Annotated in this window: 22 protein-coding genes; 14 read left to right on the plus strand and 8 right to left on the minus strand. The window is 58.7% G+C overall.

The genetic code is table 11. The features are described from left to right. Positions 1-111 precede the first annotated feature (111 nt). Positions 112-582: a hypothetical protein gene (locus C9427_RS30740; RefSeq protein ID WP_245437230.1), complete on the plus strand. Its 471-nt coding sequence runs from the start codon at positions 112-114 to the stop codon at positions 580-582. Here the strand turns inward: C9427_RS30740 and C9427_RS30745 are convergent. From C9427_RS30745 to C9427_RS30780, 8 genes are all read right to left on the minus strand, one after another. Then, complete coding sequence (locus C9427_RS30745; protein WP_107652780.1) at positions 571-1,203, minus strand: hypothetical protein; 633 nt, start codon at positions 1,201-1,203, stop codon at positions 571-573. The two genes, C9427_RS30740 and C9427_RS30745, sit on opposite strands and share 12 nt — an antisense overlap. After that, positions 1,200-2,057 (minus strand): hypothetical protein, encoded by an 858-nt coding sequence (locus C9427_RS30750; protein ID WP_107652803.1) that lies wholly within the window; start codon positions 2,055-2,057, stop codon positions 1,200-1,202. The genes C9427_RS30745 and C9427_RS30750 overlap by 4 nt, the downstream gene beginning before the upstream one ends. Before the next feature lie 123 nt (positions 2,058-2,180). Beyond that, positions 2,181-4,052 carry an AAA family ATPase gene (locus tag C9427_RS30755; RefSeq protein ID WP_107652781.1) on the minus strand — a complete coding sequence of 624 codons (1,872 nt, stop codon included), beginning with the start codon at positions 4,050-4,052 and terminating at the stop codon, positions 2,181-2,183. After that, entirely contained in the window at positions 4,049-4,552 is a 504-nt protein-coding gene (locus tag C9427_RS30760) for an ABC-three component system middle component 2 (protein WP_107652782.1), read from the minus strand. Before C9427_RS30760 ends, C9427_RS30755 begins: the two co-directional genes overlap by 4 nt. After that, complete coding sequence (locus tag C9427_RS30765; RefSeq protein WP_245437231.1) at positions 4,540-5,688, minus strand: ABC-three component system protein; 1,149 nt, start codon at positions 5,686-5,688, stop codon at positions 4,540-4,542. The genes C9427_RS30760 and C9427_RS30765 overlap by 13 nt, the downstream gene beginning before the upstream one ends. Positions 5,689-5,989: 301 nt before the next feature. Continuing rightward, positions 5,990-8,518, minus strand: coding sequence for an Hsp70 family protein (locus C9427_RS30770; RefSeq protein ID WP_107652783.1), 2,529 nt, complete (start codon positions 8,516-8,518; stop codon positions 5,990-5,992). A 9-nt stretch (positions 8,519-8,527) separates the two neighbouring features. Continuing rightward, a complete protein-coding gene (locus C9427_RS30775; protein WP_107652784.1) occupies positions 8,528-8,887 on the minus strand; it encodes a hypothetical protein in 360 nt (119 codons plus the stop codon). Further along, positions 8,884-10,845 carry a hypothetical protein gene (locus C9427_RS30780; RefSeq protein ID WP_107652785.1) on the minus strand — a complete coding sequence of 654 codons (1,962 nt, stop codon included), beginning with the start codon at positions 10,843-10,845 and terminating at the stop codon, positions 8,884-8,886. Before C9427_RS30780 ends, C9427_RS30775 begins: the two co-directional genes overlap by 4 nt. Before the next feature lie 730 nt (positions 10,846-11,575). Here C9427_RS30780 and C9427_RS30790 point away from each other — a divergent pair. The 13 genes from C9427_RS30790 to repB all read left to right on the plus strand — a co-directional run bounded on the left by C9427_RS30790 (position 11,576) and on the right by repB (position 23,705). Then, positions 11,576-11,749: a hypothetical protein gene (locus tag C9427_RS30790; protein ID WP_167434551.1), complete on the plus strand. Its 174-nt coding sequence runs from the start codon at positions 11,576-11,578 to the stop codon at positions 11,747-11,749. 469 nt (positions 11,750-12,218) lie between these two features. Then, positions 12,219-14,153, plus strand: coding sequence for a ParB/RepB/Spo0J family partition protein (locus tag C9427_RS30795; protein WP_107652786.1), 1,935 nt, complete (start codon positions 12,219-12,221; stop codon positions 14,151-14,153). Positions 14,154-14,229: 76 nt separating this feature from the next. Continuing rightward, positions 14,230-14,424, plus strand: coding sequence for a hypothetical protein (locus C9427_RS30800; protein ID WP_107652787.1), 195 nt, complete (start codon positions 14,230-14,232; stop codon positions 14,422-14,424). Between the two features lie 93 nt (positions 14,425-14,517). After that, complete coding sequence (locus tag C9427_RS30805) at positions 14,518-15,105, plus strand: hypothetical protein (RefSeq protein ID WP_107652788.1); 588 nt, start codon at positions 14,518-14,520, stop codon at positions 15,103-15,105. 291 nt (positions 15,106-15,396) lie between these two features. Continuing rightward, positions 15,397-15,552, plus strand: a complete 156-nt coding sequence (locus C9427_RS30810) for a Tn3 family transposase (RefSeq protein ID WP_167434552.1) — start codon at positions 15,397-15,399, stop codon at positions 15,550-15,552. A 575-nt stretch (positions 15,553-16,127) separates the two neighbouring features. Next, positions 16,128-17,408, plus strand: a complete 1,281-nt coding sequence (repC, locus tag C9427_RS30815; RefSeq protein ID WP_107652790.1) for a plasmid replication protein RepC — start codon at positions 16,128-16,130, stop codon at positions 17,406-17,408. A 14-nt stretch (positions 17,409-17,422) separates the two neighbouring features. After that, positions 17,423-17,932: a thermonuclease family protein gene (locus C9427_RS30820; protein ID WP_245437232.1), complete on the plus strand. Its 510-nt coding sequence runs from the start codon at positions 17,423-17,425 to the stop codon at positions 17,930-17,932. 397 nt (positions 17,933-18,329) lie between these two features. Next, positions 18,330-18,662, plus strand: coding sequence for a DUF736 family protein (locus C9427_RS30825; protein WP_107652808.1), 333 nt, complete (start codon positions 18,330-18,332; stop codon positions 18,660-18,662). A 119-nt stretch (positions 18,663-18,781) separates the two neighbouring features. Beyond that, positions 18,782-18,988, plus strand: a complete 207-nt coding sequence (locus tag C9427_RS30830; RefSeq protein ID WP_107652809.1) for an antitoxin VbhA family protein — start codon at positions 18,782-18,784, stop codon at positions 18,986-18,988. 69 nt (positions 18,989-19,057) lie between these two features. Beyond that, positions 19,058-20,113 carry a Fic/DOC family protein gene (locus C9427_RS30835; protein WP_107652791.1) on the plus strand — a complete coding sequence of 352 codons (1,056 nt, stop codon included), beginning with the start codon at positions 19,058-19,060 and terminating at the stop codon, positions 20,111-20,113. Between the two features lie 227 nt (positions 20,114-20,340). Next, a complete protein-coding gene (locus tag C9427_RS30840; protein WP_107652810.1) occupies positions 20,341-21,228 on the plus strand; it encodes an ArdC family protein in 888 nt (295 codons plus the stop codon). A gap of 267 nt (positions 21,229-21,495) precedes the next feature. Then, positions 21,496-22,689, plus strand: coding sequence for a plasmid partitioning protein RepA (gene repA, locus C9427_RS30845; RefSeq protein WP_107652792.1), 1,194 nt, complete (start codon positions 21,496-21,498; stop codon positions 22,687-22,689). Continuing rightward, complete coding sequence (repB, locus tag C9427_RS30850; RefSeq protein WP_107652793.1) at positions 22,689-23,705, plus strand: plasmid partitioning protein RepB; 1,017 nt, start codon at positions 22,689-22,691, stop codon at positions 23,703-23,705. Before repA ends, repB begins: the two co-directional genes overlap by 1 nt. Positions 23,706-23,752 lie beyond the last annotated feature (47 nt).

The following is a 23,752-nucleotide window of genomic DNA, read 5'->3' on the forward strand; positions in this document are numbered from 1 at the left end:
GCCATCCATCCTGACATGAATGCGCCGACGGTCGTGCTACCGTGAAAGCGCGGCCGACTGGGTACGACACCGGTCTGGCAGCCTGCCATGAAGTGAAGGGGAGAGTTCACCATGTCCAGGATCAATCGCCGCGCCTTGCTTCTCAACGCCGGCAGCGCCGTTATCGCCTCGACGGTTGCGGCAACGGCTCTCGCCACAGAGCCGCGACGCCGGGACCGGGAACTGTCCCGCGATCTGCGGGCGTTGATCAAGGCGCACAAGGCAGCATACGCGGCGTTCGGCAAGGCAATCCACGAAATGGACGGCGGTAACCGCGACCACGACAGAGCCAGCCGGGCTGAGGAAAGGGCGCTGCTGGCTGTATGCGGCTATCCTGCGGTCAGGGAAGGCGATCGCCGGGCCAAGGCCCGCTATCTCTTGAAAATCGAGGCGCGCGGTGAGCTCGACCTGGCAGAGCACATGCAGGCTCTTCTTCGCTCGACGATGCGGAATGGATATAGGCCGAAACCGCCCCACGGGTTCGGTAAGGCTGCGCGAGATAGAGCGCGCTCAGCGGCAGCGGAGGCGCCGTCAAGCGGCTAGATCATTGAACTTCCTGAGGAAGGCCTCTTGGAGCGATGCGTCGGCCGTCAATGCGATACCGTAGTCGTTGATGTAGCCTTCGATAACGCCCTGGAAGCTGTCGCGATTAACGATCTTCTTCTGGCAATCGATGGCGATGGTGCCGGTCACCCAGATAATCCAACCATTCTTCGTTCTGGCCTCGTGCAGGAGCGCACAGCGAACGTTGCTGTAAAAATCTCCCGCGTCGCCCTTGGAAAATAGTTTGTCGAAAGGTGCAGTCTGAAAAAGGAAATCGACAAAGAGTTCGCGGCTGTTTTGGTATTCATGCGGAGACTGCGCGTTCTTGTGCCGATAGTTTTTGCCGGCACGGGTCGCCGCAAGAAACTCGATCAGCGCGCACTGGATCGAAACGATGGTGAAACCCTCGCCTTCCCATTCACCTTTATCCCGCACCATCGCGATGGGCTTCAGATAGCGGCTACGGAGTCTGCCGAGCAGAAATTTGTCGAAAGCCTCGGCCCAAACGTCGGCGCCGCCACCAGGAACGAGTTGCTTGGCAAACTTCGTCCAATCATCCTTTGTTTTGCCCGGAGCGATAAACTCGGACCGAGCGCCGCGGCTGGTAGCAGTTTGGCTCAACGCTGGTCTCCTGACTGGCGGCTTAGGCGCTCATGCTCAGACATGAGGAAGGTCACGTAGCTTCGGATAAGATTGCAATAGAGCCTGCCATCGGCGGGCCCGATGGTAATGCCGGATTTGAGGTCGAGGCCGTGACGAACGCCGCCGCCGGTCGGCGATGAGAGGTAGCCGTGAAGGGCGCCCAGCCACGTCAGGACCTGCTCCAGCATCGTTCCCTTCTGGTGGCGCCTGAGTTCATTCGCGATTTTGTTGAAGTATCTTTCTTCAACGGTTGCCTCGCCTGCGTTCAGCCCGCGAAAGGCTGTCATCACCGATTCCATCAGCCATAGGATTTCCCCTACCGCTTGCCTCGGTCTGCCCTCGGCAAGCAGTTGTTCTGACTGTCGGAAGGATTCGCTGATAATCTGCTGCGCCTTTTCGTCAAGCGATTCATATCGCTCCGGAACGGGGATCGGCTTGTGAATGCCGGTGGCCACTATACGCGGCGGATGGATTTCATATCCGGCATTGTGTTCGGCGAGTATCCGGTTCAGGCGGGCCGCGTCCGGCAATGCGATTTCGGGGCTGCTGCGCAAAGCCTCGCATGCCTCGTAGAACGCATCAATGAACAACGGTGCGTTCTGCCCGGCGGAAACCATGCTGTTGTAAAGGTCGGATTCTGCCCAACCTACATCCGAGCTCGAATATGCAGTTGCTCCGTACGAGTTGGAAAAATAGCTCTTGAAATGCTCCAAGATCCGCTTTCGCGAAGGACCTTGTGACGCAATGATGCCGACGAGCGAGTTAAACTCGTTCACCACAGCGCGCGGAATTTCTCCGGGCGAGTCAAATCTCCAAGCTGCTTCGAACTGCATAGCGTGCCCCATCATAAACTACCGCAAGAAGGGCTGACCTTGCAAAGCTTATGGTGGTCTGCAAGATCGCCGCGCTGGCAGCCATCGCACTATTATGCTGGCAGCTCTGAGGAACTGCCTTGATTACGGGGCGGGCGGCGCGGAATCGACCGGGAAGAACCCATAGCGGCCAACGCCTTCGATCTTCGTGAATTTGACCGCTTGATCTGAGGCCTGAATATCGGATGGGGGATCGGTGTTCTCAATAACAAGCACCTGCCTGTCGTCTTCCAGGTTCGCAAGGAACTCGAAAAAATGTGAATTTAGGTCGGTGCCGCTTAGATCGTCGCCGTCCCCTTCCGGCTCCCGGTAAGAAAGCAGCGGCGAGTCAAGGACGACGAAACCGGGATGCGGGGTGTCGGATTGCCTGCAATACTGGAGAAGGCTGATCGTGAACGCTGCCTGCGTGATGGCGCGTAGCCCCTTGCCGAACGAGGTGCGATTTTTGCCGTTGATGACTAGGTCCCGCGTCTTGGCTTCGAAGTGAACGCGGTCGATCTCGGGAAAATGCCATGCTTTCAGCGTGGAGAGAACGATACCGGCAAATTTGTCGGCAGTCGCGCTGGGCAGGTCGACCTCGCTAAGGCTGTTTCCGCCATCCCCGGATGCATCGCCTTCCCGCTCCAGCGCGGCCTTGCGTTGCTCAAAGTCCGATAGGCCGCGGTAGATCGCAAGCGCTTCGCGCACTTCACCATCCTTGTCGGCCAATTGTCTGTAAGCCGTTCTGAGCTGACGCAGATTGGGAGCGACTACCCGGTCTATCTCGCCCGACACCGAGGCAAGCTGCTCCTCGAGAGCCGGAAGGCGACGCTCGAAGCTCACGGCTTCCTTGCGTAATGTTGCAATTGTCTGGGTGAGCTCACTTTGACGAACTTCAATCTTGCGTATCTCGGACTGAGCGGCGGCGACTGCCTTATCGACATCGAAATCGCATTCGGCCTTACGATGATGTTCCGGGGCCGAACCGCAGAACGGACAGATGCCGGCACCGAGAGCCCCAAAGAGACTGCCTGCTTCTTCAATGCCGCGCAATCGGTCCGTATCGGACCGATAGTGCGCGTCGAGCAAGGTGAAGCGGTCCAAAAGGGAGGTTATCTCAGTGAGTCGGTCTCTTCCTTCTTCGACGCGGCGTGCGATATCTCTACGGCGTCCGGCGGCATCCTTGAACTCGGATTCGGAGACGACAAGAAGCTCGCCTTGCGAGCGCATGGAGTCACCAAGCCGCTCGCGCTGGGTTTCCAGTTCATCCGGCGGACCGGCCAGTTCTTTGACCTGGCGGCGGTGGCTTTCTATCAGTTGGTCCAGCAAGTCGAGCTGGGCGCTGCGGCTTTGTTCTTCCGGGGTGCGCGGCTGCGTGGTCGCGAGTTTGGAGTCGTCGACTCCGGTGAGCAGAAGCTTGAAGACGGATGTGTTCGTCGTGTCGGCCGTATAGTTGCCGTCCGACAGCGGCGAGCGCTGCTGGATGATCTCTTCCTCGTTGATGATTACCAAACGGGCAAGATTGCGGAAGCTCAGGCTGTTCGTGTCGCCACGCTTGTTCCTTCTTACCCGTTTGTGGGCGAGGTCGAGCATTGCAAGCAGGTAGGCCGAGAGGTTTCCCTCATTCCGCTCGCTATGGATATCGGCAAGCGTTGTGCCATCGCCCTCGGGAAGCTTATCAGAGTAGAGACCGTCGAAGAGACGAAACGCACCGCCCTCGGTGCTTCTCACCAGCGTGAACTGGTGCCCTTCCAGCGTTTCCATCGCGAGCAAGATCTGGTCGTAGCCGACCCGCTCCGGAATATCGCGTAGCGGCCCTTTGCCGCCGAGCATAAAATCGATGGCGTCGACAATGAAGGATTTTCCGGTGTTCGAAGCGCCATGGACGACATTCAGGCCGGGGCCGAAGGCGATGGTCGCGAACTTGCGCGCCGGTCCATGAAAACTGAGATGCCGCAGGCGCAGACCTTTCGTCATGCGCGCGCACCGAGGCTTCGTTCGACGTTCTGGAACTCCACGACCCAGGTATCGAAAAACTCGCGCATCAACGCATCGAGGGCGGCGTCCGTGTAATCGGCGAGATGATAGACGAGCCAGTCTGCGCGGCTCTTCAAGGCAGTCAGGTAGGGTGTGCTCAAGGAATCGAGGAACATCGCGGCCGACTCACCGGCGCGATAGGAGATTCCGTATTCGTCGACAACGCGCACGACCAGATCGCGGGTCATCATCAAGTGCAGCGCGTCCTGAACCACACGGCGGCGAACTTCCGTTGCCGGCGTCTGGATCGGCGTCGCCGGGTGGAGGTCGTCGGGTCCGCCCAGTTGATGTGTTCGGACCAGCAGATAGTCGAAAGCCGTCAGCCGCTGGATGTCATAGGCGCGCGGAAATGTAAAGCCAAGAACCGCGACCGCGCGTACGCCCGCCTCGAGGGGGCCGTTGAAAGTCAGCGAAAACTGGTCGCGTGCTACTTCGTCCATTTTAGACGGTCTTCATTGGCAAGCTGATGGCAGATACCGCGCTTATCTTTCACGAGTGCGCTCGCACCCAGCGGGTGGGCGTCGAGCAAAACGTCCTGCGCTGCCTGTGTTACAGCCTTGACGCGCTCAAACCCGTCAGCATGGTCGCCATCGGCGGTGTCCGCTACACCATGGTAGATTTCATCCTGCAAGCCCTCGAATGTGCCTGGCTCCACTTTGTCCCGAACAAAAACGCGTAAAGCTTCTGCGTGATAGAAACACTCGCGCTGCCGCTTGAAATGATCTTCGAGCGGCTTCCATGCTTTCAGCGCGGCAAGGCCGGGAACTTCTGCCTTCGTGTGGTCGGCATAGGCTGCCAGGAGGCGCGCCACATAGACGCTCTCGTGATCCGCCAGATCGGTCGGCGGGGCGCCAACGACCGGACGCGGCGGCAGGCCGCCGCCGAAGCGTGCGATGAAATAGGGCGTGGCGCGATGTTGCTCGATGACTTCGCGGGGCGACACGGGCTGGAAGATCGAGAAGTCGAAGGCGTCGACATATTCGGCGAATTTGCCTTCGAGATTTATGTGCTGCGTTGCGGTGATCTTGTCAGCGACGGCCTTCGGCCAAGCCTCGATCAGGGCCGCTTTTAGTGCGGGACTATTCGTGAGGTACTGGGTGAGCGTCGTTCCGGTTCCGCGCGGGGCGACGAAGTAATACGCGCGCGGCGGCGCAAAATCGCCGCGAAACGAGTACCAGAGCATCTTGCCGATTTCGGGCCACGCCGTGCCGGGCGTGATGGCGTCGCGGTAGTGTTTGCACTGGTAGTTGTCCCAGATGCCTTGCAGATAATTCTTGTCTTCAAACCCGGCGACATCGATGCCGCGATCGTTCGCGCCGGTATAACGCAGGACCTTGTGATACTTGGTTTTGAGGGACGAAACCCACTCGTCGATGAAGGTCTCCCATTGCGCCGGATCGTAGGTGACGATGCGGACCAGAGGCTCGATTGGCGGCCCGCTCTGCACCTGCGTTGGTGAGAGCATCGTCGGGCTCGGCGGCGGCGGCGCTATTTCGGCAAAATCCGCAGCTGCGCCGTCCATCGACGGCGCGGCAGTGTCGCGGCTTGCAGTTAAGATTTCTGAATCGCCTATCATGTTATTATAAGGAACCGCGGGCAAGTTGCTGTCAATGACGGGCTATTTCAGTCAACCGGGCAATACCCAAGTATAGCGCCGCTCGGATCTTTGTGGCTCGCCCGGCGCGGCGCCTTGGAGACAAGAGAGCGAACCGGAGCACCTGGACTACTGGGAAACGTCCCCGGTGGTCGGTGTAAGCTGGACAAATCGGGAAAAGCGCGCTAGCGCGTCGGTTCAAAATCGTCCCATTGTGCACTCCGCTACCGGGTCAGTGCGGCGAGCGCGATGGCCGCGGTCCCTCAAACATCCACTCGTCTACTTACAGCATGAGCCCAGAAAGTATTCCAGAGTCACCGCCACCAGCTTCACGAACGGTGTTCTGGTACATTTCGATCACAACATTTCTAAGCTCGTCTACGTTGTTCGTGGCGATAGCCTGCTGACCTCGATCCGCTAAGCGATCGTGCAGTTTCTTGTCGATGGCGTTGAACCGGGAATCTACCAAGCCGTCGAACTGAGCTATCCAGAACCCAGGCTGTTTGAGCATGAATCCGTTCAACAGCGCGCTTGCCTCCTCCAGGGCATGCCGGCTCTCTTGCAGATCTCCGCGCCTCAACGCGTCGCGTGCCGATGCCAACTGTCGGGTGATGTTGGTGTTTGTCTCTGGTTCGACTTCCTTGGCGAAATACCGGGCATAGTGGTTCTCGAAGTCGTCCAGCTCGATCTGCTGAACAGCCGAGACGTTCACAGGATCATGCTTGAGACGATGGATTTCCTGACGCAGGAACCGAGCTTCTTGCGTCACCATTCGTTTGGTGTCGGCGTCGTGCGACAGGGCCACTGCGGTTTCCTGGGCCTCTAGTTTGCTGCGGAGCTTCTGGGATTGAGCGCCGATGCGGCTGCCCAGCGCGCGCTCCAAATACTCTAGATCCTTTCGTGCATCGTCGATCCCGCCGCGCGCCAGTTGTGTCCCATCCTGGCCATCGAAATTCGATGCCGAACTCGTTGGAACGTACATGTTCTCAAGGCTGTGATAGAGCCCGGCATCCGGGATCTCGAAGTGGCAATGGAGCAGGCTGTTCGCGTCGATGCTCCAGTGGACGTTCACACGATCACCTTTACGGATGATCTGACCAGGGATCAGGCTATCCCCCTTCAGTTCGAAGGACCCGACTGCCAGGTTCAGAGTCGGATCATCGACATCATCAGCTTGCTCGAACAGTTCGAACGCGAGCGATGCTTTCTCTCCTGCCCGCAAATCCCTGGACGCGCGGAAGGATTCCATCCCACGCGCAGGCGTCGGAGCGCCTTTCTTGGCGATGACGTGCAGTTTGTTGTGCTCGGCACCGATGCCCCCCTTAACAATCTTGATCGCCAGATTATGCATGAGCGGCATGCCATCTGCCGTGGCGGCGAGGCGAGTAACCTTGAGGACGGCACTGGCGTCGGTGTCCAGCGCGCCATTCGCGCCGAATACCGAGACCTTCACCTCGTTCGAGCCTACACGTGGCAACGGAACGCCCTTGACGTCGACCATCGACGACAGGGGCAGTTTTCCTGATGTCCACCCATTCGCAGCATCGATTTGGACGTACACATTCGCCGGAACCGGATCGATCGGCGTACGAACCTTTAGGTTGATGGTGGGGGAGGCCGTATTGTCGATATATTCGAAGCGCAGTTGCAGGCTAGATGATGATGTCGTGGCGGCGCGACGGGTCCGCGATGTCGTGGCTCCATCGGCGGCCCAATTTCTGCCAGAGGCGAAAATGGCAGCACCGGTGGCGACAGCGGTCATGGGGTCGACGTTGGTATCCAATGCGATCCCAAGCTCGAACGCTACGCGCTCCCGAACGTAGGGCATTCTGCTTGGCCCACCGATCAGGACGACCCTATCCATATCGATGGGCGAATAGCCATTGTTGGACAACAATGTGCGGCATTCCGCGATGGAGCGTTCCACGTTTTCCGCGATCAGGTTCTCAAGCACTCCACGGGTCACCTCGACGTCAAGATAGATGTCCGTGCCGTCCTCGTCCTTGGTACCAATCTGGTTCTCATCGGCGGAGACGTGATCTACCTGCTGCGAGGACAACGCGATCTTGCACAGCTCAGCACGGTACGACGCGATTCGGATCAGACGGGAATATCGTGCGTCGGTCTGGAAGTTCTCGGGGAGGTTGAAGGTCTCCAGCAACCACGGGCGCACCAGATTGTTCACGATGGCCCGGTCGAAATCGGCGCCACCCAGCATGTTCACACCAGCATGCGCGACAATGGTGATGTTGCCCGAAATGCTCTGCACGATTGCGGCGTCAAACGTGCCGCCACCTAGATCATAGACCAGGAACTGCGCTGACCCGCCACCGATGCCAGTATTGGCAGCCATCGCTGCCGCAATCGGCTCCTGCAATAGCGATATCTTTTCAAGCCCCGCTATCTTTGCGGCCCGCATGGTGGCCTCCGACTGCATCTGGTTGAATGCCGCTGGGATGGTAATCACTGCACCCTCGATCTCCATTTCCGGAAGATCGCGACGGGCCTGTCCGACCAAGCTCTTGATGACCTCAGCACTGGCTTCCTCGGGCGTAAGCACGCGATCGGTGCCAAGAAAATCGACCGTGCTGCCCGTGCCCATCAAGCGCTTAAATTTCTGCTGAACGCTCTGTGGGGAGAACGCAGACTGGTCGTAGGCCTTGCGCCCCACAAAGAGGCCACCGCGCCGGTCGATCATGATGGCGCTTGGCATGACGTCCATGCCTTCTACGGTCTTGAACAGCCGCAGGGTTTCGCCATCGGTGCCGACAATTGCGGAGTTGGATGTGCCGAGATCGATGCCAAGATACATGATGTGCTCCTAAACCTTTTCGGCACGTAGAAAGACGCGGCCGGTCTTGACCGCGGTGGTTCCAACGATAATTGCGGGTTCCAGCGTCTGTTCGATCACTGCATCACCATCCACGAAGTCCTCGGCGTTCACTGCAGTGACAGGCAGGTTCGCACTGTAGGGCAGGCCATCGAATGTCTCGATGTGCATGCCATATCTGTCCAGGATGGTGAACAGGCGGCGATTGCCGTATTTTGCCTGGGCAATTAGGCCAGCCTTCAGATTGTCAGGCGCCGCTTCGACGACACGGTCGTAATTGCGCAGAAGCTTCCAGAATTCGGCAGCAAGTTCTGCCATGTCGATCGCTCGCTCGTCGATCTGATCCGTCAATTCGACATCCTCCAGCGCTGTAAGATCGTTCTGGCATCCGCAGAAATCTGCGCCCTGCCAGCTGTCAATTCCCGCTGCACCACAGTCAGGTCGTTCTCATAGTATCGGTAGTTCGAGCACTGCGAGTTATAGTCATCCACGACCTGATTGAAGAGCGAGATGACCCGGTCGCTCTCGTTGATCATCATCGTGTTGATCGCGGCGATCCGAGCGCTCTCGAACTGGCAATACCGCAAATTCTCTCGCGAGAAGGCGGCGCTGCTGTATGGCAACGGCTTGATCTCCGCCGTCGTCGCCGAAGGCTGGGTCACGGTTGGGGTGGCTGCGGGGCGATACGTGGGTGTTGAATAAGATGATTTGCTGCGGCCGCCATCCTGGCTGGCGACGGCTATGATTACGCCCACGATCACAATCGCCCAGAATATCCGCCCGACGATGCGCTTGCGCTTCGCGGCATCAAGGTTGGCGATACCCTGCAGCATTTGCTTGCGTTCGCTCTCGTCCGTGGCCAGTGCTGCCAGATCCACCAGCGCCTGCCTTACCGCTGCCGTGTCATTCTTGTTGATTGCGCGTGTTAACCGGGCTTGAGCGGCGTTTGTTCGCAGTATCTGCCGATCGGTTTGGATCAACGCCTTGATCTGTTCGGGCGCTTGAGCAAAACCGCTGTGTGAGATCATTCCGGCGATCAGCGCTTCACTGGCAGCGCCTTCGCCCAAATCATTATTGATGTCGAGCGCAAGAATCCGAACCAGGCCCCATGGGATCTCCATTGCACCGGTTCCCTTGGTGGCCTTCACTGACTGGTCGAAAAGCACATAGAGACGTTTGGCGTCGCCGATTGCAGTCGGACCGAACCCGCCGTTTAGGTCAGCGACCACCGGATCGAGGTTGCTCCGTATCTTCTCGACGAACTCGATCAGGTCCTTAGCGCCTTCCTGATCGACGAGACTCTGTAGGGCGCCCAGATCGTCCTTCAATTGCGCAACTGCACGTGGCAATTCAGCGAAGACATTGGTGCATATCTTGCTGATGCGCAGAGCGGCCGCCGGAGCGTTCTTCTCGTTCGCCAGTTCGATCATGAATCCGCGCAAGTGCTGGAATAACTCTCGCGCCTGGGGCTCGTCGCGGCCCTTTTGCTGGGCAAGCAGTTGTGCTGGCTGCGACAGTTCATCCCACCTCAATAGTGAAGTCTCGATCTCCTCCAAAGCAGCCTGATCAGCAGTGTCCGCGCGGAATCTATTGATCCCCACATCTATTCGATGGCGCAACTCACTCATCGGCGCCGATGCGTACTCAAGGTATCCGGCCACGAGCAGCGAATAGGCTGCCAATTGATCCGACGACGCCGACCCCATCCCGTCATCTAGGCAGCGTTGCATGTCGGCAGCTGCAATTTTCGCATCCCGGTACGCAAGGAAGAGTCTCTTGATATTGCGTGCTGTGCTGGCTTCGAAGGCTTCCGCAATGTTCTCATCGGTCGGACGCGGGAGGCTGGCTTCCTCGAATATCCGCCCAATGCTTTGCCTGAGTTGATTTCGATCCACAGCCGCCAAGATGAGCGCAAAGCCACGCAACATGCCGGAGCTGGGGCGCAACCGCGCGACGTCCGATAGAAAGCTTGCCCGGGACGCCATGGGCAGTTCCTTGGAAAAGGCGATCAGATCCGAAAGCGGCGTAGTATCCTGAAGCTTGGATATAGCGGCATGTCGTTGTTCCACGTTGGCGTCAACCAAAAGTTCAACGGCAGCTGCCAATCTCAGCTTGGGGGCCAGTAATTGACGACGTGCATCACGAAGGACCTCGTCGCCAAAACGACCGTCGGCCAGCGCCTCATCGAAGGCTTCCGCGATATTTTCTTTCGGCGCTGTTAAAGGAAGTCGCAAGATTACGAATGGATTCCTGAGCAGGTCGAACTCGACCCTCTCCAACGACGCTGAGTTGATTGTCCCCTGGCCCATTTGTTGTCAGTCGCTCACTAAGCTCAAGAATTTTTCTTCAGCCACTCTGCAAGAGTAACCTCAACTATCAATAGGCATGCATTTCTCGTTTGAGAGCTGCAACCTTCAGATCTTTGATCAGCTCACATACGGAACAAAAGCTCGGCGTGCATCTTGATGCTCTTCGACCCTTTCACCAAGCCCATGTCTAGCTATCGCCCCCAGATATTTGGATACCTAACCAGCAACGACCGAAAAAAGTTAAATATCCGCTCGCGTCCGCCCTCAGGCGACACCAGATGAGCGTTGTACGGCAGCCATGCGGCGTGAAGCCGACGTCTAGCAGGAACCGCGAACATCGTTTTTGGGCCATGGGCGTGAATTCGGTCGGGGCCGAACGAGCTTCCGCAATGGGTCGCGCATTTGCCATTTGAAGTTTCCCCCGGAGCGATAGTTTGAAGACCGTCGGAAATGCTCTCTACGCCGGCCGACTAATGCCCAGTCGCCTCACTTTTCCATAAACAGTGGGGCGGCCAAGACTCAGTTGCCTTGCAGCTTCAGCCGTCGACCCTTGGGCGTTGATCAGTTTGATCGCGACCTTGATGTTCGTACTGGTCGGCCTTCATCACGATTGGCGTGACCGCTCGAAATGCAGGGGTGACGCAGGACCGCCCAAGCATTAGATTTCCGGGGACAGGTTTGAGAGGTCACCTTGGGAATTCACGACAGCGTCATTAGAGGATGGGAGTTCTTGGCCGAAGACGAGGCAATTGACGCTGCTATCGACAAATACGGGAAAGGCCCGACGACGTCGGTCGCGTATTGTGCGTTCGAGACGCTTGGCGATCAAGGTGGAGCCGAGTATCGGTTTTGGTTCGACCTGTTTCTAAAGCTCGCAAAATCGGATCACGTGGGTTGGGCGTAGCGCTCAGCCTGCGTCGCCATCAACCCATGGCCCGCGCCGCTGATGGAATACGAAATCCCCGAAGCGCACCCATCGCGGGTATGAAGCTTATCAGCTCGGTCAGGCGGTCCACAACTCCCTGTGCCGCGCCTGCTTCCACATGGCGCGGCCCACAGCCGAGCCAGGGTTATTCCTGAAAAGAGGGGGAAAGGCGGCTCTGCCCCCTCTCCCCTGCAAGGCGAAAATCGGTCTCCCCGTCCTTCCTCCGCGCGGCCAGGGCCGCGCTTCGTGCAGGATCGACGCAGGTCCGCATGCGCGGATCGGCGCCGACCCTCGGCTTCGCCTTCGGGCGGGTGATCCCCCTCCGATTTGTCCCCTTGCCCCCCTCTCCCCTGCTGTTCCGCACGAGCTCGGGAGCAGGAGCGGGGCTCCTGCCCCTTCGGGCAGGATTTCCGCTTCGCGGGAAAAGGGAAAACAGGAGAGAAAACCCATGACCGAGACAATCACCATCCCCCTAAACAAGCTGGATTTGGACCCCAAGAACGTCCGCAAAACCTATAGCGCCGAGGGCATTGCAGCGCTGGCAGGGAGCATCAGGGCGGATGGCTACAGGCTGTTGCAAAACCTTGTTGTCAGGAAGGGCGATAAGAAGGGCCGCTATTTCGTGACCGCTGGCGGGCGACGCCGCGCGGCGCTCAATCTGCTGGCCGAAAAGGGAGAGATCGCGAAGGATTTCCCGGTTGAATGCAAGGAGCGCGCGGGCGAGGACGCGAAGGCGACCAGTCTTGCCGAAAACATCTTGCGCGAGGACATGCATCCGGTCGACCAGTACGAGGCGTTCCGCGATCTGGCGGACGAAGGCAAGTCGGTCCCCGATATTGCCGCACGGTTCGGCACGACCGAAACGATTGTGCGCCGCCGCCTTGCCCTTGGTCGCGTGTCACCGCGCCTCTTGGAGGCTTACCGCAACGAGGACATGACCTTTGACCAGCTTTCGGCCTTCACGATCAGCGACGATCACGAGGCGCAGGAACGGGTATGGAATGAACTGCCAACGTGGAACCGCTACGCATCAAACATTCGTTCCGCACTTGCTGGCGAGGGCGTTCGGGCAAGCGACAAGCGGGTCAAATTCCTTGGCGGGCTGGACGCCTACGAGGCGGCAGGCGGAACCGTCAAGCGCGACCTGTTCGATGACAAGGAAGGCGGTTTCGCGGTCGATGTCGTGAAGCTGGATGCCCTTGTCGCAGCCAAACTTGAAAGCGCGGCCAAGGCCGTGAAGGCGGAAGGCTGGAAATGGGTCGAGATAATGCCCGATGTATCCTATGACACCTTCCAAGCTTACGGGCGGCGCTATCCCGAACAGGTGCCGCTGTCCGAGGCCGAACAAGCCGAACTTGACCAGCTCACCGCAGAATATGACGAGCTGGCCGAATTGATCGAGGCCGAGGCCGGCGATGAAGGGGCTGACGGGAAGATCGAGGAAATCGACAAGCGGATCACCGCGTTGCAGGACCGCACGGAAATTTATGCGCCGGAAGCTTTCGAGATCAGCGGCGCGATCGTCACGCTGACGAACTACGGCGATGTGCGAATCGAGCGTGGTCTTGTGCTGCCCGAGGATGGCCGGGATGACGAGGCCGATGGCGACGACAAGGGCGGCAACGACGTTGAAAAACCACAGGAAGTGGGACAGCCGAAGGTGACGCATTCGGCGGCGCTCGTCGAGGACCTGACCGCTCAAAAGACGGCGGCGCTGCGCGTCGAACTCGCGAACAATCACGATATAGCCTTGGCAGCTGTGGTTCACGCGATGCTGTTGAGTGTGATCTATGATTACAGCCCAAACGTAGATAGCGCGCTGCAAATCAAGCTGACACATGAGCGTATCGAAAGCAGTATGAAGCGCAGCGATGATTGCCGAGCCGTCGCGGAGCTTGAAAGGCTTCGCGAGACATGGGGCGATCATATCCCCGGCAACCCTGCCGATCTGTGGGAATGGTGCTTGCACCAGAGCCGCGATGAACTGCTCTCGCTTCTGGCTTTTGCGGCGGCTCATTCCGTCAACGCTGTGCGGAAGCTTCATTGCTATGACCGGAAAGGCGCTTTCGAGCACGCAGACCGGCTTGGACAGGCTCTTGAGGTGAACATGACGAAATGGTTCGAGCCGACCGGCGACAGCTATTTCTCGCATATCAACCGCCAAAGCATCGAGGCCGTCATTCGGGAGGCGAAGGGTGATCAGGCCGCGCTTGCCGTTAAGGCGGCGGGCAAGAAGTTGGAAGCCGTCGGCATTGCAGAGCGGATGGTCGTTGCTAGCGGTTGGCTTCCGGAGCCTGTGAGGATTTCCGTTCGTACCGCCAATACAGAGCGCGACGACGCCGGTTTCAATGAAGATGCACCGCGTCCCGTAGCGGCTGAATAATCGTCAGCAGCTTGCCGGTCGCGCCCCCCTCCGCGCGGCCGGCACCCTTTTACTACCAAACGCAAGGCAATTTCCGATGACATCTGCCGAATCAGCACTCGACCATTCGCCCGATAACCGTCACACCCTTGCTTGCCGCAAGCTTATCGCGGCCTATGCCGAGAACCACGAACATGTCGATTGGGCCGACATTCAGGACGCGCTTGCCGTGGCGCTCGACGCCTTTGGCCTTCCGGGAACGTTCATCGAGCGCGCCCAAGAGGGCCTTTGAACATTAAAAGGGGGCCACAAAGCCGGATCGGCTTGCGGAAGCCTTGCTATCTACACGTGCTCCGCTAGTCATGAATCACTGACGAGAGAGAGCATGATGGAAATCGTACTAGTTATCATTCTCGCCGCGGGCGGATACTACTTCTACAAGAGGAGCCGTGCTGTCAGCCCAAGCTCTGGATCCAGAGAATGGATGAGAGACTTTGTTGTCTATCACGTTGCAGCGCTCTTCCAGTCCGCCTTGCCAGGAAAACTGCCCGATGAAGTCGTCGCTCTAATCAGAGGAGAGGCCTCCAGGTCCGACGAAGTCCAGCTCCTTGGATCGATGCAGAACTACACTGCGTACAAATTTAAGACCCGGTCCTCCATCGCCGATCTTCCTGCCGTGCGCGAAGATGCCCGCCAATTCCTTCGGGCAGAGCTTGATACCATGAACTCCACGAGTGCGCTGCGGAGGTTTATCCGGCGCATGCACAAGCTGGATACAGGAAATGACATCGCGGAAGCGGAGTTGGCCCAGCAGTTCGAAGAGATCCGTTCCAACATTAAGGCGGATGATGACAAGGCCCGCGCCATTAGCGCGATGATGCTTCGTGATTCGATCGAAGAATTCTTCGAGCGGAAGCACGGAAAGCCGATCAGGTCTTTTCTGGAAGATATGGTGGCCGACGATGGCGTTTGATCACCGCGCCATAGCGAGCCAAGGCAACGTCGTCCAACCTCGTGTCGTCAGGCAGGAATCGATTCTTCTCATAATGCATGTCCTCTCGCCGAGTTGGCCTGGTCGGCCCGAAGCTGGGATTTCGGCCATTACTCGAAACCTGTTCATTTTGGGTGTTCTTGCCCGCATTTTCCTGCAGAAAATCAGGAAGGACCAAGATGAACGAGGCTGGCACCCTAGGGTATCCGCGCCGACTTCTCCATCCGTTCGGCGACTTGGCCTATTTCGCAGCTTCGGGCCGATCAGGCCTTTTTGTCGCCCGTCACAGCCATCTATTGGAACACACTCGACATAGCGCGCGTAGTCGATGCCATGCGCGCCGCCGGCGAAGGCATCCCGGATCATCTCCTCGCCAGTCTCTCGCCGCTAGATGCCCAAGGCTTCCGGCCGATCCAGTTCACCCTTTGATCCCGCAACCGTCTATTCGTGCCCCTTTAATGTTCGGGGACCAAGAGGCACAACTCGACGGCCGCTGATGCGATCGGGGTCGGATCGACCGGCCCCGATCCGCATTGAGGGGAGGCCCGTTCCCCTCCCCTCAAACTCCCCTTCCCGCCCACAAATAAAGCACCGGCTTGGATACCCAGGTCGGTGCTTTGCTGTCGTTCATATAGCCACGAAGGTATAACCGATAGAGCCCACCGGAGAGCTCTGAGCTATGAAGCACGCCAAAACACTGGGAGTCTGGTCAGACTGCTACCGATGGTAGCACAATTGTTGCGCCAATTTGGCTATTCAAGCTATGGTTCTGCAACTGACCCGGAATCAATGATTCCCGGGCCACCCAATTTAGCGCTTACGACGGAGAAAATAGACCGACCAGAAAAAGAAAAACCGCCCCGAAACGAATCTCGGAAGCGGTTTGCGAATAAATCAATTTAGCCAAGACTTTGTCGCAAACCTCCCTTCCTCTGTCAACCTGAAAAACACCGTTTCGGTGAACGGGATTGCTTTGCCTGGTCTCCACCAAAAAGGAGACGAGAATGGGAGAAGCTGTGCCACTGAAGCGGCCGATCGGTCGCAGAGTGACGCCACAACGCACCGAATACCGGCGACTGTCAGAGTCAGCCGAGATGGGATCGGTGACACGCGGGCAGCTTGCCGTGCTCGCGCACAACCTGCCTTGCACGGGCTTGATTAACGCGAGCGAAAGCCATCTTCTGGTCACGTTGGTCAACACTGCGCCGGGCGAGGCCTTCGAGAAAGCCGGGCGGCCAATCATCTTCAAGTCCAACCAGCAGCTCGCCTTCGAAATCAATCGTTCGGCCGGCCGGGTGAGCCGCCTGCTGTCGAGCCTCTTCGACACCGGCCTTGTCACCATGCAGGATAGTGGCAACTACAAGCGCTATCCGGTGCGCAGTGCCAGTGGCTCGATTGTCGACGGTTGCGGTATCGACCTGCGTATTCTTATCGTCCGCTACCGCGAGCTCGATGGCCTGGTACGGCAGGCGAAAGCCGAGAAAGCAGCCGCAAGCGCTGCGCTGCGCCGTTATCGTGGGGCGCTGCGCAATCTCCGGTACGCTTTGGCAACCGCCGCCGGACTCTCAGAGCGCGCCCGATCACGGCTTGAGGCGCGACTTGAGCGGGTCGTTGCGGTTGTCGGTATTGCCGCAAAGGCGTCGAGCGCAGTTTTGCGCCGCGCTACGGCGCTGTTCGAGTGGCTCATTGAACGAGCCCTGCAGCTCTGCCGTCGTTCGGAATCCGCGTTGGTGACAGAAAATTCGGCATGCGCGAATGCCGAAAACGACATGCACAAACAGATTACAAGCCCTGATCCTATTGTAAACAGTAATGAGAATCGGCGTTCGGCTACCGCCGAACAACTCAGTTTGCTAGAGGCTGGCTCCGCCAGCCAATGGGCTTATGAAACGAGCCTGGGGCGAGGTTCGTACCAAATCAACCAGCCGAAGCGCCTGCCGCATGTTGTTGTGGCGTTGCAGGACGTTTTGCGGGCGATACCGGCGTTGAGAACTTACGGGTTTACCCTGCCCCGGACCTGGGCCGATTTGGCGCGGCTCGTGCCCCAAATGTGTTGTATTACCGGCATTTCCGACGATGCACGGCGCTGCGCTGTCGCCCAAATGGGCGAGCAGCAGGCGGCCGTTGCAATTGCGGTAACGTTGCAGAAATTCGACCGGCAAGAAGTTACCTCGCCGGGCGGCTATTTGCGGGCAATGACAGAGCGCGCGGCCGCTGGCGAGCTTCATCTTGCCCGGTCAGTGTTCGGGCTCGTGGCGCGCAACATGACGGAGGCGTTGAATTGAGGTTCCGAGCGGCATTGGCGGCTACGGTCGCGATAGTTTGCATCGGCGTCGGTGTCGGCGCATCCGCGGCCGATCCAGCTACCTGGTCCGGCACTGCCCGGGTGATCGACGGAGACACGATCAGCGTGCGCCAGCAGCGCATCCGGATCGCGGCGATCGACGCTTGCGAGCTCGGCCAGACAGGCTTTCGCAATGGCAAGGTCTGGCAATGTGGCATTGAAGGCCGGGCCTTTCTTCGGCGAATGATCGATGGGGAACACATCAGTTGCCGGATCATCGACCGCGATCAGTATCGCCGCCTGGTGGGGCACTGCTTCTACAGGGAAACCGATGTCGGGCTGGCGATGGTCCGCGCCGGGCTTGCCGAGTCGATGCTTCGATATCTGCCGTCGTCCCATCCGATCAACCTGGTCGAGTATGGCGAGGCCGAGAACAGCGCCCGAGACAGAAGGCTTGGGCTCTGGTCGGCCGAGATCGAAAGTCCGCATCTCTACCGGCGCGCTAAAAAGTCTCGGGCGCCTTGACCGGACATACCCAAAGCGGCGCTATGAGTTGAAAGAAACGGTGAAGCAATTTGCTTCTCGATTCCTGCGTGAAATGGCAGAAAGCCATTGTAACAGTACGGATTGTGAATAGAATAAGGTCACTTCTTGCCGCTTCAGGCCGTCACCGATCCGGAGGCAGATAGCCAATGTGGTTCATAACTCACCCCTCCGTGGCGGTTGCTTTTGACGCTCGTTCGCACGTCGACGCGGTTTGCGCAAATCCGGACTCCGCAAAAATTTCCCCGCCTGTGGCTTCCTCGCGCAGCAAGTTTTTCCGGGCCCCGGCTTCCTCCGCTACCGCTTCGGCCTGCGGTGCGCACCGCTTTCCGCCGTGCCCGTGAACAATCGTCGCAACCACCAAAGAGGAGTGACTGACATGACCACCACCAACTTCATCCAGTTCGACACCGACGACCTGGACGCCGCCAAGGGCAACGGCCTTATCTCCACCATCGATCGCGACCTGGACATTCACGTTGTCCCGTTCGACTCGAGCAACGAGAAAGCCCCGACTCACCGCGTCTATGCCAAGTCCCCGCGCGGCTATGACATCGAGGTCGGCGGCATCTGGAAGAAGACCAGCGAGGCGAAGAAGCCCTACTACACGCTGTCGATCAAGCGTCTCGGCTTCAACGCCAATCTCGGCCGCTACCCCGGCCAGGACGATCCTACCCTGCAGGCAATCATCGAATGGGATCCCCGCGATTGATTGACGTGAAGCGCCCGGCCCTGAGCCGGGCGCTTCCCTTCACAGGTCGATAAATGCCGCAAACCGCTCGATTTTCGGCGGTTTTTCTGCTAAAGTTTTTTGCCATTGGAGATCTGTTGATGAACATTCATTCGACCCGTCCCGACCGCTCGCCGGAGGCCGTTGCCCGGCGTCGCAAGGCGACGGATCAGGCTCGCGCGGCCAATATCCGGCAGGGCTACACGCACGATCCGGTGCTGGAGGAAGCGACAGCGGCCTATGTCGCCGGCGACATCACCCGCGAAGAGTATCGCCTGCGCGTCGTGCGTCCGGCGAAACGGGCGTAATCGAGACTCCCAACCTCTAGAGGCGAAGGCCGCCTGCCCTACGCAGGCGGTTTTTTTGTTGACCTTGCCATGTCCGACAGCCCTGCCCAAGGTTCTTATTTCTATCCGAACACGTCGGACGATCCCGATCGTACCGATGTGCTGCGTAATAAGTTCGGCATCGAGACTCATTCCGAACTCCGCATCGAAGAATACCGCGCCACGGCTTTCCGCATGGCGGAAATTGCCGAAGGCGACGGCCCGCAAGGTCAATTCGACAAGGCGCATCTTAAGGCTATTCACGGCCATATCTTTCAGGACGTCTACGAATGGGCCGGCCACACACGCGACGAAAGCCCGATCGTGGACGGGCAGCGTGTGGAGCCGATCGGTGGCCTCTCCAAAGGCGGCACCGCATTCCTGCACGGCTCCCGCATCGAGATGGGGCTCGACGAGGCGTTGAAGCCTATCCGTGATCCCGATGTCTTGCGCGGCTCGACGCCAGAGCAGTTCGCCGAGCGGGCGGGCCAGGTCATGGCCGAGCTCAATTATGTACATCCCTTTCGCGAGGGCAACGGACGCACCCAGGAGGTGTTCATCGCCGAGCTTGGCCGTCACTACGGCCATGAGGTCGATTTCACCGTCATCTCCAAACCGCGCATGATCGAGGCCTCGATCGAAACCACGAACGACCCGTCAAGTGCGGCCATGAAACATGTGCTCGAGGACGCGGTAGACCCGAATCGCCGCGAAGCCCTTCGCGCCGCGTTGTCCGACCTCGAGGTGCGCGTCGAGGTAGCGTTAGAACACAACGTTCGCACAGCCCGCCCAAGCGAAGAAGTGACCGGCCAGGTGCTCGGGCACGACGACCGTGTCGCCAGCATCGTCTCGGACGAACGGATCATCGCCGTCGATCGCGCAGACCTCCCGGAGCGACTGCCCGATGATGAAGCGGAAATCACCTTCACCGCCCGATCCGACTTTTCCCGCCTTGGCCGTGAGCCACAGGCCATCCAGGCGCCCGTGCAGGCCGAACGCGCCGAAGCGACCCGGCAAGACACGCCTCCTGCTGAGCTGAAGGCCATCGAGACGGATATCGCGGCGCAGCGGGCTCGCGAGCGCGATAGCGATGGCCATGAACGATAACGTCGCTCGCCGGCTTCAAGCTGCTCGGCAACCGTAGTTGACCGGCAGGGCGGGTTCGATGCGGCCAGGCCGCCTCCATCCGTTGGGTGATTTGACGGACAAGCTACGATAGCCCCTCCCCCATGCAACCGCTGGCGCGGTCCTCCTCTCCGTTGCGGCCCTACGGGTGCATGGGCTCGTTTGGGCTATCTCCGGTCTTTGCCGTCAACCAACGGATGGAGACGGTCATGCAGAGCATCAAGGACACCTACCAGCGCATCACGGACACCATTGTCGAGCAGCTTGAAGCCGGCACCAAGCCGTGGATCCGCCCCTGGCGCGGCAATACCCGCCGAAGCTCGATCATCCCGCGCCGCGCGACCGGCGAAACCTACCGCGGCATCAACGTCATCATGCTGTGGGTCGCCGGCCAGATGTTCGGCTACGAGGAAAATACCTGGATGACCTACCGGCAGGCCCAGGACTTCGGCGGTCAGGTCCGCAAGGGCGAAAAAGGCACCCTTGTCGTCAAGTACGGCACGTTCACGCCGAAGGATCACGAAGACGACGAAGACCGCGCGATTCCATATCTAAAGGGCTACACCGTCTTCAATGTTGAGCAGATCGAGAACATGCCGGATCGGTTCTTCAGCCCGGCCGAGGAGCTGCCGGGCAATCCGGTTCCGCACATCGAGACCGTCGAAAGCTTCGTCCAGAACACCGGCGCAAGCGTCAGCTACGGCGGCACGAAAGCTTGCTACCGACCCAGCATCGACGACATCCTCATGCCTGACCGCACGCGTTTCGATAGCGAGGTGCACCTTTACTCAACTTTGCTACACGAGGTTTCGCATTGGTCAGGCGCAAAGCATCGCCTGGACCGCGATCTGACGGGCAGGTTCGGCAGTGAAGGCTATGCCGTCGAGGAGCTCGTTGCGGAGCTCGCAGCATCGTTCCTGTGTGCCGACCTGGGCGTGGCCCATGATCCGCGTGACAACACAGCCGCCTATCTGGCGAACTGGCTCGCTGTCCTTAAGAATGACAAGAGGGCCATCATCACGGCCGCTGCCAAGGCGCAGGCCGTCGCTGAGTATCTCACCGCCCTGCAGCCGGGCGCCGCACAGGGAACCGCCTAAGAAGAAGCGGTTATCCGAATGGCGGCGGGGGACTTCGGCGCTGTTCCGAATCCTTCGTCATTCCACGTGACCTGCATTTGGTTGTCCGCGGACAACCACTGCTCGGTCTGAAGGTGTTCTCCTGCATTCGCTGTGAGTTGTCCGCGGACAACTAAGCTCGAAACGGCATCAGGGTTAAGCGTTTGTAAATTCGTAACGAATCGGGTCTTATTATAACTGCGCAGTTTATCGCATCTTAGCATTAATTGCGCAGTTCGAGGGCTCAGGATGTTACAGACTTCCATTCAAAGCGGTGTACAGGAGCATCTGCCGTCCATGTTGTCGGCGGATTCGCTCGAACTGTCACGTCAGTTGCAGTTGCACCAGCAGAAGATTTTTCCTCCGAATTCTCAGAAGGCGATTCGTAATTTCAGCCCGGCCGAGGCCTCCTACTACATAGGCATCGGAGAAGGATATCTCAGGCAGGTCGCTTCCGAAGGCTATGGGCCAGAGCCGCTGGCTAACGGTCGGCGCATGTACACGCCGGACGACATGGGGCGGATTCGGCAGACTCTCGACGAAAAGAACGGGTCCCCCAAATATGTCCCGAACCGCCGTCCTGGAGAGAAACTTCAAGTGATTGCGGTGATGAATTTCAAAGGGGGTTCCGCAAAAACAACCACGTCCGCGCACCTGGCCCAGTATCTGGCACTTCGGGGTTACAAGGTGCTTGCGATTGATCTCGACCCGCAAGCCTCGCTATCGGCTTTGTTCGGCCATCAGCCCGAACTCGATGTTGGCGAAGGCGAGACGCTCTTTGGCGCTATCCGATACGACGAACCGCGACCGCTCTCGGAGATTGTCCGGGCGACATACACGCCGAATTTGCACATTGTGCCGGGCAACCTCGAATTGATGGAATTCGAGCATGAGACCCCAAAAGCGATTATGACTGGATCGGCGGAATCGATGTTCTTTGCCCGGATCGGCGAAGTCCTGACCGACATTGAAAGCCTGTACGATGTGGTCATTATCGACTGCCCCCCGCAACTGGGCTTTTTGACGATGTCGGCGCTTTGTGCCGCGACATCGGTTCTCATTACCGTTCATCCACAAATGCTCGATGTGATGTCGATGAGCCAATTTCTGGCGATGACCAGCGAGTTGATGGCTGTCGTGGAAAGGGCAGGGGGACGCACCAGCTACGACTGGATGCGCTATCTTGTGACACGTTTCGAGCCGAATGACGGCCCGCAGAGCCAAATGACTGGATTCATGCGCGCCATCTTTGGGAATCGGATGCTTCATAACCCCATGCTCAAATCGACGGCGATATCCGACGCCGGCGTAACAAAGCAGACCCTCTATGAAGTCGAGCGGTCGCAATTCACGAGGGGAACTTACGACCGCGCAATGGAGTCCTTGAACCAGGTCAATTCGGAAATCGAAGGCCTGTTGAAGGCGACTTGGGGGAGGAAATAATGGCCCGCAAGAATCTCATTGAGGTCTCGGTTGATAACCAAGCCACTGAAACTTCATCGCCCATGACGGCTGCGAGACCGATCGCAGGCTTCGTCCCTCCTGCTGTGCGGAACACTCCCGTTGGTGGGATCACCAAGACCCTCGGCAACATTACGCAGAAGTTCGAACGCGCGCAGGATATCGAGAAGCAGCTAGCCGAAGGGCAAACGATCATTGAGATCGATCCAGCCCTCGTTGATTCCTCGTTCGTCAGCGATCGCATTGGCATCGATGCCGTCAAACTTGCCCAGCTTGGCGAGCAAATCAAGGACCACGGACAACAGGTGCCGATTCTTGTGCGCCCTCATCCAGACGCCCGGGGGCGGTACCAGGTCGCCTACGGCCATCGGAGACTGGCGGCCGTCAAGGTATTAGGTATCAAGGTCCGTGCGGTCGTCCGGGAACTTTCCGACGACCAGCTCGTCGTCAGCCAGGGACAGGAGAACAATGCCCGGACCAATCTTTCATACATAGAAAGAGCACTCTTTGCAGGTCGCTTGGAAGACCGCTCGTTCTCCCGAGAAACCATTATGGCGGCCCTCGGGATCGATAAGGCGGCTCTGTCGAAAATGGTCTCGGTTGTGAGGCAGGTGCCAATCGAGTTGATCGAAGCAATAGGTGCTGCGCCTGAGATCGGCCGTCGGCGGTGGATGGAACTCGCCGACCTGTTGCCGAAGGCAAGCGTCAAAAACGTGCTGGCATCGCTGTCGGAACCAGAAACCAAGGCGCTCTCGAGCGATCGACGCTTTCAAGCAGTGGTCGATGCCCTGACAACAAAGCCTGAGAAGACGCCCAAAAGCACCGTCGCTTTCAAATCCTGGGCCCCCGATGACAAATCGGTTCGCGTCTCGCTGAAAGCCAACGGAAAGACCACCACAATCGCTATTGGCGCGGTCAATGGGCCGCTCTTTGCCGCATACATTACCGACCGGCTGGATGACCTCTATGCCGATTGGCAGTCGAAGCAGGAGAACTGAAACCGCAAAAGAAAAAGGCCCCCGAACGTCGCCGTCGCGGAAGCCCT

Origin of the sequence: Mesorhizobium helmanticense (genome assembly GCF_003034915.1) — a bacterium.
Lineage (GTDB): Bacteria > Pseudomonadota > Alphaproteobacteria > Rhizobiales > Rhizobiaceae > Mesorhizobium > Mesorhizobium helmanticense.

Coding starts and splice junctions, on each gene's coding strand:
- C9427_RS30740 (WP_245437230.1), top strand. CDS start 112: ATGTCCAGGATCAATCGCCGCGCCTTGCTTCTCAACGCCGGCAGCGCC.
- C9427_RS30750 (WP_107652803.1), bottom strand. CDS start 2,057: ATGCAGTTCGAAGCAGCTTGGAGATTTGACTCGCCCGGAGAAATTCCG.
- C9427_RS30755 (WP_107652781.1), bottom strand. CDS start 4,052: ATGACGAAAGGTCTGCGCCTGCGGCATCTCAGTTTTCATGGACCGGCG.
- C9427_RS30760 (WP_107652782.1), bottom strand. CDS start 4,552: ATGGACGAAGTAGCACGCGACCAGTTTTCGCTGACTTTCAACGGCCCC.
- C9427_RS30765 (WP_245437231.1), bottom strand. CDS start 5,688: ATGATAGGCGATTCAGAAATCTTAACTGCAAGCCGCGACACTGCCGCG.
- C9427_RS30770 (WP_107652783.1), bottom strand. CDS start 8,518: ATGTATCTTGGCATCGATCTCGGCACATCCAACTCCGCAATTGTCGGC.
- C9427_RS30780 (WP_107652785.1), bottom strand. CDS start 10,845: ATGGGCCAGGGGACAATCAACTCAGCGTCGTTGGAGAGGGTCGAGTTC.
- C9427_RS30795 (WP_107652786.1), top strand. CDS start 12,219: ATGACCGAGACAATCACCATCCCCCTAAACAAGCTGGATTTGGACCCC.
- C9427_RS30800 (WP_107652787.1), top strand. CDS start 14,230: ATGACATCTGCCGAATCAGCACTCGACCATTCGCCCGATAACCGTCAC.
- C9427_RS30805 (WP_107652788.1), top strand. CDS start 14,518: ATGATGGAAATCGTACTAGTTATCATTCTCGCCGCGGGCGGATACTAC.
- repC (WP_107652790.1), top strand. CDS start 16,128: ATGGGAGAAGCTGTGCCACTGAAGCGGCCGATCGGTCGCAGAGTGACG.
- C9427_RS30825 (WP_107652808.1), top strand. CDS start 18,330: ATGACCACCACCAACTTCATCCAGTTCGACACCGACGACCTGGACGCC.
- C9427_RS30830 (WP_107652809.1), top strand. CDS start 18,782: ATGAACATTCATTCGACCCGTCCCGACCGCTCGCCGGAGGCCGTTGCC.
- C9427_RS30835 (WP_107652791.1), top strand. CDS start 19,058: ATGTCCGACAGCCCTGCCCAAGGTTCTTATTTCTATCCGAACACGTCG.
- C9427_RS30840 (WP_107652810.1), top strand. CDS start 20,341: ATGCAGAGCATCAAGGACACCTACCAGCGCATCACGGACACCATTGTC.
- repA (WP_107652792.1), top strand. CDS start 21,496: ATGTTACAGACTTCCATTCAAAGCGGTGTACAGGAGCATCTGCCGTCC.
- repB (WP_107652793.1), top strand. CDS start 22,689: ATGGCCCGCAAGAATCTCATTGAGGTCTCGGTTGATAACCAAGCCACT.